The organism is Anaerotaenia torta, from assembly GCF_050433395.1.
In the GTDB taxonomy this organism is placed as follows: Bacteria; Bacillota; Clostridia; order Lachnospirales; family Lachnospiraceae; genus Mobilitalea; species Mobilitalea torta.
Map to the genome: position 1 here is coordinate 431,581 of NZ_JBNPXH010000003.1, position 11,818 is coordinate 443,398.

Here is an 11,818-nt window from a genome sequence, read left to right on the forward strand (position 1 = left end):
AAAAGCCTGCCCTCTGACATTGGAGGGCAGGCTTTTCTGATTATACCAGGCTTCCTTCTTCATAATAGCGATAGTAACCCTGGGGGAAGCCGCAGACAGGGCAGATCTCAGGAGCGCAGATTCCGCTCATGATGTTACCGCATTGCATGCAGATCCACAGGGACTCTTCCGGTCTGCAGAATAATTCCCCGCGTATCATCTCTTCCAGCAGGGTGCGGAAGGTTGCTTCATGGTTCAGTTCAATATTAGCAATGCCGTTAAAAAGAGCGGCAATGTCATCATAGCCTTCTTCCCTTGCAATACGCGCGTATTCCCGGTAAACATTATTGCCCAGGTCAGAGGCAAAGGCAATGGAGTCACGCAGATTCTGTTCTGTATCCGGGAGAGTGCCTCTGTTTAATTGCCGCATCCAAATTCTTGCATGTTCTTTTTCGTTTGTTGCAACTGACCTGTAAACTGCTGCAATTTCAATGTATTGCTCTGCCTCTGCCTGTTCTGCGGAAAGTTCTGATCTGGTGTTTGCTTCTGCTTCCAGATTATAAGCGTTTAATATATTTTGATATGTTCTGCTTTGTTGAAAGTCCATAGGCTCTCCCAGCTTCTTGATGCTTTGTAATATCATATGATACGGTACGGGGTTTTATCACATTACCTGAACCGGCTTTTCTATTGCCAGAGTTCAAGTCTTGGCCGAGCGGGATCACAGTCCTGACAACGGATGGTTTTTGTGGCGGCGGAAAGCTTCCATAGATAATAACACGCCTCCCGGGACATATGATCGGCCATCAGAGGATGGAGAGAGCCAAGGACCCTTTGATCCATGCGCTGATCCCGCAGAGTATCCAGAAATTCTATGAATTCCATAACAAGAGCCGCGCTCTGCTCGTTCATCCGGGTCAGAGCCGGAAACTGCTGAAGCTGGGTTCTGAGGTATCCCTTCATCTGAAGTGACTTATGGTACAGTTCCAGGAACTGCTGCTCGTACCGGCTGGCCCGTTGAAGAAGCTCCTGCTCGCAGCGGTCCAAGGATGCAGAGAGGGAGGAGGCATGCCCTGCGGCATCGGACAGCCATAGCATATGGTAGCACAGGGGATGCCAGATCATCGGAGTGCGGTGATAAAGGGCGGTTAGGAGGTTAAGGTACTCCTCTGTTTCATTAAGCATATCATTCAGGAAGGAAGGACCGGGTCCCGCAGCCCGGTCGGAAGCCAATGCGGCAGCTAACAGACCGAGTTTGAATTCCCGGAACCGGTATGCGGTCTCCCATGCGTTTTGATTTAAGTCTTCCAACTCTTGTTCTGACAGGAACTTCCGGGCAGTCTCCAGGAGATTGTCAAAAAGCAGCAGAAATTCCTGCACCGTAATGATCTGCTCTGCTTCCGAAGGTGCCAGGGAAAATAAAAGAAACCTGGAATGATCACCCAGAATTTGCAGCCAGAAACGGTGTTCAAAGAGAACGGATTCTATGGTTGAATTAATGTCCAAGAGATAGCCCCCATGCATATATTCTATTTCAGTATATGCATGGGGGCTGTATTTAGGTGAATTATATTACAGCTTCTGACGGTTTGAATTATGCACGGAAGCCCCGGCCGATGATTTCACTGGTATTTGTAATCAGAAGAAAGGCCTCCGGTTCTATCTGTTTGATATGTTTTCTTAACAGGACCGCCTGGGAACGGTTCATAACTGCAAGGACGATTTTCTTTTCCTTATCTGTAAAAGCACCCTTTGCATCAAATACCGTGGCACTGCGGTGCAGGGTATTCAGAATGTAATCACAGATGGGCTTTGGATTGGTACAGATAATTGTAAAATACTTATTCAGATTCAGGTTTTCAATCACGACATCGATCATGGTGGATTTTAAGAACAGACCCAGCAGGGACAGCAATCCGGTGGTAATGCCGAATACCGGGAAGACGGCAACCGTGAGTAAAAAGTCGGTGATCAAAAGGGAGCGTCCGATGTCAATATTGCTGTATTTCTTCAAGAGCATGGCAATCACGTCGGTTCCTCCGGTGGAGGCACCGATATTAAACAGCAATGCTGCGCCTACGGAGGGTAGGATCACCGCAAACGCCAGTTCCAGCAAAGGCTGGTTTGTGAGCGGACCCTCCATGGGGACAAGAACCTCCAAGGCCCGCAGGGCCAAGGAGAGCAGCAGACTTCCGTATACGGTGCGGTTGCCGAAGCTTTTACCGAGAAAAGCATATCCCACCACTAAAAGGATGGAGTTTATAATCAGCACGATGGTACCGGAGCTTATACTATTTCCAAAGATTTTGCTTAATATAATAGCAATGCCCGTGACTCCTCCGATGGAGAAATTGTTAGGAAATTTGAAGAAATAGACACCGAATACCACCAGTAATGTGCCGATGGTGATCAGAGAATATTCTTTTAGTTTCCGAAAGATGGATGAATTTTGGTCCAAAGTATTACCCTCCCTAAGATACAAATAATTAACTAGAGAAAGTATGCTATTATGCGGACAAAATGTCAAGGGGAATCTGGAGCTATCGGAAGGACTGTTACGGCGAGCTGTGCAAAACTACTTTGTGATTCTTTTACATCTGACATAACCAATTACAAGGGTCAGCACGGAGATAGATATTAATATGAAATAAGTAAGGATATCCCAGATGTCAATCAGGGGTTCGCCTATCAATTTTGAAATAGTATAGTTGATCCGCGTTCCCATTTTGAAACAGCCTTGTCCGTAACTCCTAGTTGATCAGCCAGTTCCTTTTGTGTTAATCTTTTTTCTTTTCTCAATTCTGCGATGAACGGAGCAAATTTTTCGTTATCCATAAAATGTCCTCATTTCGTATATGAAATTTTGTCTGTGCCGTTTTGCCGGCAGCATTTATTTTGATTTTAGCTGGAAGACGGATACTTTACAACCGACTATAAGTTTAATCTGCCGGGTAAACCGGCGGTAGAGTAGTGTTTCTGCCGATATTATACCATTTAATTTAGAAACAGGTTAATATTTTTTGCAGGAATATTAATTTAGAAGGAACGGATTTTTCTTCTCCTCCGTCTAATGAGTGTGATGGATGTGACAGGAAAGGAGGTTATAACATAGCGGAGTCCGTTTGGTACCGACGGAAATCTTCGCACTGATACCAAAGATGGAAGATAAGGATGAATGATAATACTTTAGGTTTTGAATATATAGCGGATGGAAGAACCCTGGCATCCGACAATGCGGAAGGAAAGGGTTATCAGAAATGGAGGAAATAAAAATGATAAAGAAAAATATAGCAAAGGCAATGATACTGGGATTATGCATGGCGGCTTTTTCTACCAGCTCTGCGTATGCGATGATGGCAGAGACACCTGCTTCGGTGGGAGCTTCTTCCGGGCAGTCGGAGGCATTGAATCAAAAACAGCAGGAGATAGATGCGATTCTTTTTAAGGATAAAGCGAACGAGATTGAGAAGCAGGGCTTTATGGTTAATTATACCGGAGTGGCGGAAGATGTGGTTGAGATCGGTATCTCCCCCTATAGCGAAGAGAATGCGGCATTTGTATACGAGCTTGTAGGTAAGGATGAGGTTAAGGTAGTGGAAATGGATCAATCCGTTATATATGCAACCGGTGTTGCGCCGGACGAGGCAGTCAGCGACGATGAAATGGATGCAGAGGTAGTCATGTACAATGATGCGGCGGAGGATACAGAGGAAGAGCTAAAGATTCAAATAGAAAAAACGTCTGGGGCAGAAGGGGAAAACACAGGAGAAGAAAAGGTATATAAGACTACTGCCCAGGTTGGCGCAGACGGTGAAAAAGTTGTGGCTGCACAGGATCAAGCTGCAAAACAGGACGGGATACTGGTTCCGGTAATGATTATTACAGCAGTCATTCTCATCGGAGGCACCAGTTTTATTGTAATAAATAAGAAGAAAGCAGTAAGGAAATAAGAACAAAAGCTGCTATAGGATCCTGCCGCCTGGGAGAGAATGTTATGAACCACATTCTCCCCCAGGCGGCAGCTTTTTATTTATCGTTACAGATCAGCAGGTTAAAGTGTTGCATTTGCCTGAAACTGCGAGTAAAATAAAGATAGACTTGTACATGTTATAATAGCGAGGAGACTTAACGATGAAAACTGTGAGATGGGGTTTGATCGGTGCCGGAAATATATCTTCAAAATTTGCAAAAGCGTTAAATTCATTGGAGAATACGCAGATCACAGCGATAGCCTCCAGAGATATTGTCAGAGCCAGAGACTTTGCAGAACGCTTTCATGTGGAAAAGGCTTACGGCAGTTATGAGGAAATGGTCCGGGAACCGGAAATCGACGTGATCTATATTGGAACACCGCATACGGAACACAGAGCAAATGCGAAGCTTTGTATTATTAATAAGAAGGCGGTCCTGTGTGAAAAGCCGTTTACCTTGAATTGTGAAGAGGCCAGGGAGCTGGCAGCCCTTGCACGGGAGAATGATGTGTTTCTGATGGAAGCCATGTGGACGAAGCTCTTGCCCGCAACCAGGGTAGTGAAGCATTGGGTCGAGAATAAACTGGTAGGAGATGTGAGATTTATGAATCTCTCCTTTGGTTATCAGGCAGAATTCGATCCTCTTCACCGGCTGTTTCATGCCGGACTTGGCGGAGGAGCGTTGCTGGATGTGGGTATATATCCTATTTCTTATGTGACCTATCTCATGGGAAGAATGCCGGATCAGGTGGTCAGCAGTGCTATTCTGGGAAGAAGCGGGGTGGATGAGATTAATTCCATAACGATGAAATACCAGGAAGGAATGCTGGCGGGCATAAGCTCGGCAATTACTGCCAATACTGGGAGTGAGGCTGTAATTATCGGAGACAGAGGGCGTATTATAGTTCCTGATTTCTGGACTGCCGAGAGTGCGGAGGCTTATGATTCCAACGGAAAGCTGATTGATACCTTCCTGCACCCCTTTACTTCCAATGGTTATGTATATGAGGCGGAGGAGGTAAACCGTTGTATTCGCGAAGGAAGAAAAGAAAGCGATAGGATACCGCTGGCAGATACCCTGGAGGTTATGCAATTATTGGATGATATCCGTGCTGACTGGGGACTGGTCTACCCGTCGGAAGTCAGGCCGTGAGCGGCAGGATATAGCTTAAGGTAGAAGATGGAACAATCCAAATAAATAGTAGCAAAGGTATGGTTATAATATGCAGGAAAATGAGAAGAAGGTTGCCGGTTATGTCTTTACGGATGCCCATGGTTTTAAAGAGGCAAAACGAGAAGAGGAGACCGTGGAGTATATCAGAGCCAACACCGATTTGAATGAATTGAATAAGGTCCTGAAGCTATATCATAAGCTGGTAGATAGAAGGACCTTCAAAACTGTGGTAGGCTATATGTTTTTAAAGGAGTTAAGGGGTAAGCTTATCAGCTCGGGGCTGGTAACAGAAGAGAGTCTCCCGGGTATCCGGGTCAGCCCGCCGGAAGGTCCGCCTAAGGTATATAATAACACCCTGGAAAAGGACCAGGAGAAACAGCACCTGGCAATGCTTGAGGATTATAGGATAAAGCTCAAGAATTCCAGAATTATCAGTGCGTTTCTTGCGGTGATCATTGTCATCATGATAATGATTGCCGTATTTAGTGACCGAAGCATGTTCTCCATCTATGAGAACAAGGTCATTGACCGGTATCAAGCCTGGCAGATGGATCTGGAGGCCAGGCAGCAGGCGGTGGAGGAGCAGGAACAGGCTCTTGCGGAAAGGGAGCGGGCATTGGAGAAGCAGGAATAAAAAATCAGATGTTTCTCCGGTTACTTTCACAATTTCTTCATAGTTCCATGTTAATCTTATAGAAAAGATATATATTATAATGGAGGTGCCGAATGGATAAGCTGAAAATACTGGTAGTTGATGATGAAAGCAGAATGAGAAAGCTTGTTAAGGATTTTTTGGTGCGGAAGAATTATGAGGTAATAGAGGCTGAGAACGGAGAACAGGCCGTAGATATCTTTTTCTCCAAGAAGGATATTGCGCTGATTATATTGGATGTAATGATGCCCAGACTGGACGGCTGGCAGGTATGCAGAGAGATACGCCAGTATTCCAAGGTCCCCATCATCATGCTGACTGCAAAAGGCGACGAAAAGGATGAATTATTAGGTTTTGAGCTGGGGGTGGACGAGTATATCTCCAAGCCCTTCAGCCCTAAGATTCTGGTTGCCAGAGTAGAGGCAGTTCTGCGAAGGACCATAGTATCGGAGGAAGAGACCATAGAGATAGGCGGGATTCTGCTGGATAAGGCGGCCCATCAGGTTAAGATTGACGGTCAGGAGATTGAGCTGAGTTTTAAGGAATTTGAGCTTTTAACCTATTTTGTAACGAACCAGGGAGTTGCGCTGTCCCGCGAAAAAATCCTGAATAATGTATGGAATTATGATTATTTTGGGGATGCCAGAACCATAGATACCCATGTAAAAAAACTGCGGAGCAAGATGGGGCCGAAGGGTGATTTTATTAAGACGATATGGGGGCTTGGCTACAAATTTGAGGTGGATGCATGAAGCATTCCATACGGTTTAAAATAACACTTGCCTTATCTATCATGATTATCCTGACAATCTTTATGGCCTGGTTTATCAACCGCACTTTCCTTTCGGATTATTATGTTTTTACCAAGACCAAGAATCTGGATACGGCATATCAGCAGATCAAGGAGATTTATGATAAGGCGGAAGATGATAAAAATCTGTCAGAGACAGACACGCTCTACCTGGAACAGCTTGCATCAAGATATTCGGTGGATATCTATGTAATCAATTCCGTACAGGGCTTTATCTATCCTACCAGCCTGGGGGAGCGGGAATTGCAGCAGATGCTGACCATGCAGGCGGAATATCTGGGAGGTTTTTTAAATCCCAATGTCAGGAACCGGAGAGTGATCAAGACCACAAGCAATTATACGATCTGCAGCCTGTATGACCGTCAGAAGGAAATAAGCTATATTGATATGGTGGGCTTTATCGATACCACAATAGAGGAATTAACAGAGCAGGCGGAAGGGAATGCCGGACGCCGGGCAGGAAGATCCGCGGATGATTTTAGTATCGTTCTTTTAAGAACCAATTTTGAGAGTATTGAAGAGGGGGTTTCCATTGCCAACAGTTTTCTCGCCTACATCGGTATTTTCACGGTTTTGATCGGTACCGCCGCAATGTTTGTCATAAGCAAGAAATTTACCAGGCCGATTCTGGAGCTGGCAGGGATCGCAAAGAAAATGTCCGATCTTGATTTTGAGGTAAAATATAAGATAGAATCAAAGGATGAGATCGGCGAGCTTGGCAGGAGCATTAATATCCTGTCGGACAAACTGGAAAAAACCATCACAGAGCTGAAACAGGCCAATAATGAACTTCTCACAGATATTCAGCAGAAAACCGAGATCGATGAAATGAGAAAAGAGTTCTTATCCAATGTATCCCATGAGCTGAAAACTCCCATTTCCTTAATTCAGGGCTATGCGGAGGGTCTGAAGGAGAATATCCATGAGGATGAGGAAAGCAGGGATTTCTATTGTGAGGTGATCATGGATGAAGCGGATAAGATGAATCAGATGGTGAAGAAGCTGCTCAGTCTGAATGAAATCGAATTCGGCAATAATCAGGTAAATTTTGAACGCTTTGATATTGTGTCCATGATTCGCTCCGTACTAAGCGCTGCGGAGATATTGTTCCGGCAAAAGGAGGTTATTCTTCGTTTTGAGCAGACGGAGCCGATCTATGTCTGGGCGGACGAATACATGGCGGAGCAGGTGATCACGAATTATGTAAGCAATGCTCTTAATCATGTCAGCGGACAAAAGATTATTGAAATCAAGCTGATTCCTCATGACGGAAGGCTTCGGGTGGCGGTATTCAATACGGGAGAGAATATTCCGGAGGAGGATCTGGATAAGATCTGGATTAAGTTTTATAAAGTGGACAAAGCCAGAACCAGGGAATATGGCGGAAGCGGTATTGGATTGTCCATAGTAAAAGCAATTATGAATTCCATGAATCAGGAATGCGGTGTAATTAACCGTCCTATTGGCGTGGAGTTCTGGTTCGAACTCGATATGCAATCCTGAGAGATAAAAGGTGCCGGGGAGATGCCGCCTGGCTGGTCTGTTACCGGCTCCCTGGCATTTTGGGAAAATTGTGTTAATTTTTGTTGCCGATTCTTGAGATAAGTGATAAGATGTTAATTGTATTACCTTGTAAAACTCCAGGTGTGCAATGATTGAACCTGAAGTGGAATTTACATGGACAGAGATCTATAATTTGGAGGTTCCAAGATGAAACGACAAAAGCTGATGGTCATCCTGCTTGTGATGACAACCCTGACAGGATGTGTTCAAAGATTGGAATATACGGAAGAGCAGACGGATACCGCTGCTGAGTATATGGCAGGGCTGTTACTTAAAAGTGACAAAAATTATAAGGTCAGTCTGTTGACTATGGATGAGATAATTGTAAATAAGCTGGAAGAAGTCCAGGACTCTGACACAGGGGAAGCTGCGGGTGAATCCAACACCTCTGAGGAAGAGGATAAGGCACAGGAGCACTATACCTTGACGGAAGTGATCGGAGAGAAGGATTTCTCGCTGAAGTATGAGAAGTATCTTGTCACGGAAAGCTATCCGGAAGATCCGTCGTCATCTTATTTTTCAATCAATGCCAGACCGGGCAACCAATTGATTGTATTATCTTTTATGCTGACGAACGAGTCGAAAAAGGGTAGCAATTTGAATCTTTCCCAGGTGCCGATCAAATATCAACTATATATTAATTCCGATAAGATATATGAACCTCCTTTTGCTCTTCTGGAAAACAATCTGAAGCTCCTGGATATCACTCTCGAGAAAGGAAAGTCGGAAGAGGTAGTATTAATTTTTGAGGTGACGAAGGATGCAAAAATGAAGGACATCAGTCTCAAGGTAACCAGGGATGAGCGGTCGGAGACGATTAAGATAAAGTAATTTTATGATACATACGGTTTATGTTCATGATATAATAATATGCAGATGCGTTGAGGAGGGTATTATGGGCTACATTGAAAGGAAGCGTATCAAATTTCTGGGGCTGCCGTTCAGCTTCACAAAATACAATATTAATGAAGATAAGATCACCATTACTTCCGGCTTTTTAAACATTACGGAAGATGATGCATTTATGTATAAAATTCAGGATGTAAGGCTGACCAGAAGCCTGTCAGAAAGAATCTTTAAGTTGGGAACCATAACCTGCTATACAGGGGATACCACTCATCCGGAGCTTGTGTTATATCATATCAGGCATGCCAGTGAGATCAAAGATTTTATCATGGCTTCCTCAGAAGAAGCAAGACGAAAGAGAAGGGCATTGCATACGCTGAAGATTGATGCCGGGGAAGTGGATTACGATGGGCTGGATGATAATAATTGAAAACCGGCAGAAGGAAATGGAATAGGGAATAAATTATGACTCCCCTTTTGATTACCAAAAGGGGAGTCGTTGTATACAAAAAAGCAATATTCCGGGATCTCAAATGCTGCAGTTTAAGCAATAACCACGTTGGGGTAATCCGCCAAATCCGGTATGGACTTTTCTGTTATTATAGTAGCATCGCTCAAGGATGCAACCTTGATCATCGTTACGACATCATATTTGCTGGAGTCAATTAAGAAGAAGGAATCGATTGACTGATCCATAGCTATTTTTTTGATGGTATACTCATTGATGTCATGATTGGTAATACCGGCAGTTTTGCTGAAACCGTTGGAACCCAGGAAACATTTGTTAAAATTTAGGCCGCGCAGGGAAGATTCAGCTAAAGGGCCGATACAGGAGTTGGTAGACTGCTTAATCGTGCCTCCAATCATAATACAGGGAATTTGATGTGCGACCAGATGATTGATATGATGTATCCCATTTGTTACCACTGTAATTTCACAGTTAACGAGATATGGGATCATTTGTAGAGTCGTACTGGACGGGTCTAAGAAAATAACATCGCGTTCCCGGATATAAGTACAAGCCTTTTGCGCTATCTTATTCTTTGCTTCCTTATTCAGATTCAATTTAGTACTGATACTTAACTCTGTATTCTTTCTATTAAGCTGTACTCCGCCGCCATGAAGGAGATTTACCTTACCCAGTTTTTCCAGCTCTCTTAAATCTCTTCTTAAGGTAGAAAAGGATGTATCTAAATGCTTGATTAGTTCATCCATATAAATAATATCTTTTTCTGTGAGCAAACTAATAATCGTTTGTTGTCTAATTGCAGGAATCATGAAAAAACCTCCCATTTACCTATTCGTATAAAAATATATTTTCATTATATATGAAGCTTCAATTTTTGTAAACTATTTTTGAAAAAATGTGAACAATTATAAGAATTAATGATATATAGCTTTTGAGAAACAGATTTTATAACCGAATAATTGGGGATCGGATTAACAGTGATCAAAGTGATTATGCAAAAGTAATCAAGAAAAATCATATTAAATTCAGAAGCATTCAATAAAAATCATAATAAGCTTGATGTAATATCATTACTGTGTTACTATTAAAATTGCAGTTTGATATAATTTTATCAAGGATTTTATCTGAATCTTAAAGGAATGAACAATATGATTATAAAAAATGCAGAGGTATTTTATAAAGGTAAATTTGAGAAGAAGGATGTGCGGACCAAAGGAGGGCTGATCTTTGCTGTTGAAGAGAGTCTTTCGGGGGATGAGGTGGGCGAGGTAATCGATGGCAGCGGTTTATTTTTATTGCCCGGATTTATTGATATACACACCCATGGGCGTGCAGGTTTGGATTTTTCAACCGCCATAGCTGATGAATTCGGCATGCTTTATCAATCCTATGCAGAGTGTGGAGTTACCTCCGTATTAGCTACTACCATGACTGTGGAATATGAAACTACAAAGCGGATTATGGGACGCAGCGGGGCGGCAATTGAATCAGGGCTCTATGGCAGCAGGATACTGGGGATCAACCTGGAAGGTCCTTTTTTGGGACCGGATAGGAAGGGCTGTCATGATGATCGGCATCTGCTGGTGCCTGCCATTGATCTGGTAGATGAATTAGATGAATTGTCCGGAGAAAACATTCGGCTGCTGGATATCGATCCTACTCTTCCGAATGCTATGGACTGCATCAGAAAATACAGTAAGAAAAAAACTGTTTCCATCGCCCATACCTCTTCCGATTACGAGACAGCCTGCGCTGCCGTTCAGGCGGGGGCTGCTCATGTCACCCATTTGTTTAATGCGATGAACAGTTTGCATCACAGGGAACCAGGAGTTATCGGCATGGCAGCGGATTATCCTGTGACAGCGGAGCTGATCTGTGACGGGATTCATGTTCATTCGGCGGTGATTCGCATGATGTTTCGCTTGATGGGAGAACGTATCGCATTGATTTCCGATTCCATGAGTACGGCAGGACTGGGAGAAGGAGAATATGAGCTGGGAGGCTTAAAGGTATTTGTAAAAGAGAAAAAAGCCAGCCTGGCAGACGGTACAATCGCAGGTTCCACAACAAATGTGTTTGAGGCGGTTAAAAATGTAATTCGCTTTGGGGTTGAAAAGGAAAAGGCTATTCTGAGCGCAAGCCTGATACCGGCCCGCGCAATAGGCGTAGACCGTATGGTGGGTAAAATAGCCGAGGGCAAGAAGGCGGATTTACTGCTGGTAACACCAGAGTTTGATCTGGAACAGGTGTATATCGGAGGAAAACGTTTTAAATAGGAAAGTAATGAATAATGGAATAGTGATGAAAATAAATGATAAAATATGAAATATAATCTTGGTATTTTTAGATTGAT

13 protein-coding genes are annotated in these 11,818 nt (G+C 43.6%); 8 read left to right on the forward strand and 5 right to left on the reverse strand.

The window, feature by feature from the left end; translation table 11 throughout:
- Positions 1-40: 40 nt before the first annotated feature.
- The 4 genes from HNQ56_RS07875 to HNQ56_RS07890 all read right to left on the reverse strand — a co-directional run bounded on the left by HNQ56_RS07875 (position 41) and on the right by HNQ56_RS07890 (position 2,814).
- The gene (locus tag HNQ56_RS07875) at positions 41-622 is read right to left on the reverse strand and encodes a rubrerythrin family protein (protein WP_429144390.1); all 582 of its coding nucleotides are present in this window, start codon (positions 620-622) and stop codon (positions 41-43) included.
- Between the two features lie 44 nt (positions 623-666).
- On the reverse strand, positions 667-1,485 hold the full coding sequence (locus HNQ56_RS07880) for a DUF2935 domain-containing protein (protein ID WP_429144392.1): 819 nt from the start codon (positions 1,483-1,485) through the stop codon (positions 667-669).
- 88 nt (positions 1,486-1,573) lie between these two features.
- On the reverse strand, positions 1,574-2,437 hold the full coding sequence (locus HNQ56_RS07885) for a YitT family protein (RefSeq protein ID WP_429144394.1): 864 nt from the start codon (positions 2,435-2,437) through the stop codon (positions 1,574-1,576).
- A gap of 230 nt (positions 2,438-2,667) precedes the next feature.
- Entirely contained in the window at positions 2,668-2,814 is a 147-nt protein-coding gene (locus HNQ56_RS07890; RefSeq protein WP_429144396.1) for a helix-turn-helix domain-containing protein, read from the reverse strand.
- 437 nt (positions 2,815-3,251) lie between these two features.
- Between HNQ56_RS07890 and HNQ56_RS07895 the strand changes: the two genes are divergently transcribed.
- The 7 genes from HNQ56_RS07895 to HNQ56_RS07925 all read left to right on the forward strand — a co-directional run bounded on the left by HNQ56_RS07895 (position 3,252) and on the right by HNQ56_RS07925 (position 9,426).
- Positions 3,252-3,929 carry a hypothetical protein gene (locus tag HNQ56_RS07895; RefSeq protein ID WP_429144398.1) on the forward strand — a complete coding sequence of 226 codons (678 nt, stop codon included), beginning with the start codon at positions 3,252-3,254 and terminating at the stop codon, positions 3,927-3,929.
- A 181-nt stretch (positions 3,930-4,110) separates the two neighbouring features.
- On the forward strand, positions 4,111-5,103 hold the full coding sequence (locus HNQ56_RS07900; RefSeq protein ID WP_429144400.1) for a Gfo/Idh/MocA family protein: 993 nt from the start codon (positions 4,111-4,113) through the stop codon (positions 5,101-5,103).
- 70 nt (positions 5,104-5,173) lie between these two features.
- The gene (locus tag HNQ56_RS07905; RefSeq protein WP_429144402.1) at positions 5,174-5,758 is read left to right on the forward strand and encodes a hypothetical protein; all 585 of its coding nucleotides are present in this window, start codon (positions 5,174-5,176) and stop codon (positions 5,756-5,758) included.
- A 92-nt stretch (positions 5,759-5,850) separates the two neighbouring features.
- A complete protein-coding gene (locus HNQ56_RS07910) occupies positions 5,851-6,528 on the forward strand; it encodes a response regulator transcription factor (RefSeq protein ID WP_429144404.1) in 678 nt (225 codons plus the stop codon).
- The gene (locus HNQ56_RS07915; RefSeq protein ID WP_429144406.1) at positions 6,525-8,090 is read left to right on the forward strand and encodes a sensor histidine kinase; all 1,566 of its coding nucleotides are present in this window, start codon (positions 6,525-6,527) and stop codon (positions 8,088-8,090) included. Before HNQ56_RS07910 ends, HNQ56_RS07915 begins: the two co-directional genes overlap by 4 nt.
- A 207-nt stretch (positions 8,091-8,297) precedes the next feature.
- Positions 8,298-8,981: a hypothetical protein gene (locus HNQ56_RS07920; protein ID WP_429144408.1), complete on the forward strand. Its 684-nt coding sequence runs from the start codon at positions 8,298-8,300 to the stop codon at positions 8,979-8,981.
- A gap of 64 nt (positions 8,982-9,045) precedes the next feature.
- The gene (locus HNQ56_RS07925) at positions 9,046-9,426 is read left to right on the forward strand and encodes a PH domain-containing protein (protein WP_429144410.1); all 381 of its coding nucleotides are present in this window, start codon (positions 9,046-9,048) and stop codon (positions 9,424-9,426) included.
- Positions 9,427-9,539: 113 nt separating this feature from the next.
- On the opposite strand, the gene HNQ56_RS07930 is transcribed toward HNQ56_RS07925, so the two are convergent.
- Positions 9,540-10,274, reverse strand: coding sequence for a DeoR/GlpR family DNA-binding transcription regulator (locus tag HNQ56_RS07930; RefSeq protein ID WP_429144412.1), 735 nt, complete (start codon positions 10,272-10,274; stop codon positions 9,540-9,542).
- A 339-nt stretch (positions 10,275-10,613) separates the two neighbouring features.
- On the opposite strand from HNQ56_RS07930, the gene nagA reads away from it, so the two are divergent.
- A complete protein-coding gene (gene nagA / locus HNQ56_RS07935) occupies positions 10,614-11,741 on the forward strand; it encodes an N-acetylglucosamine-6-phosphate deacetylase (RefSeq protein WP_429144414.1) in 1,128 nt (375 codons plus the stop codon).
- The last annotated feature ends 77 nt before the right edge of the window (positions 11,742-11,818 follow it).

Coding starts and splice junctions, on each gene's coding strand:
- HNQ56_RS07875 (WP_429144390.1), bottom strand. CDS start 622: ATGATATTACAAAGCATCAAGAAGCTGGGAGAGCCTATGGACTTTCAA.
- HNQ56_RS07890 (WP_429144396.1), bottom strand. CDS start 2,814: ATGGATAACGAAAAATTTGCTCCGTTCATCGCAGAATTGAGAAAAGAA.
- HNQ56_RS07895 (WP_429144398.1), top strand. CDS start 3,252: ATGATAAAGAAAAATATAGCAAAGGCAATGATACTGGGATTATGCATG.
- HNQ56_RS07900 (WP_429144400.1), top strand. CDS start 4,111: ATGAAAACTGTGAGATGGGGTTTGATCGGTGCCGGAAATATATCTTCA.
- HNQ56_RS07905 (WP_429144402.1), top strand. CDS start 5,174: ATGCAGGAAAATGAGAAGAAGGTTGCCGGTTATGTCTTTACGGATGCC.
- HNQ56_RS07910 (WP_429144404.1), top strand. CDS start 5,851: ATGGATAAGCTGAAAATACTGGTAGTTGATGATGAAAGCAGAATGAGA.
- HNQ56_RS07915 (WP_429144406.1), top strand. CDS start 6,525: ATGAAGCATTCCATACGGTTTAAAATAACACTTGCCTTATCTATCATG.
- HNQ56_RS07920 (WP_429144408.1), top strand. CDS start 8,298: ATGAAACGACAAAAGCTGATGGTCATCCTGCTTGTGATGACAACCCTG.
- HNQ56_RS07925 (WP_429144410.1), top strand. CDS start 9,046: ATGGGCTACATTGAAAGGAAGCGTATCAAATTTCTGGGGCTGCCGTTC.
- HNQ56_RS07930 (WP_429144412.1), bottom strand. CDS start 10,274: ATGATTCCTGCAATTAGACAACAAACGATTATTAGTTTGCTCACAGAA.
- nagA (WP_429144414.1), top strand. CDS start 10,614: ATGATTATAAAAAATGCAGAGGTATTTTATAAAGGTAAATTTGAGAAG.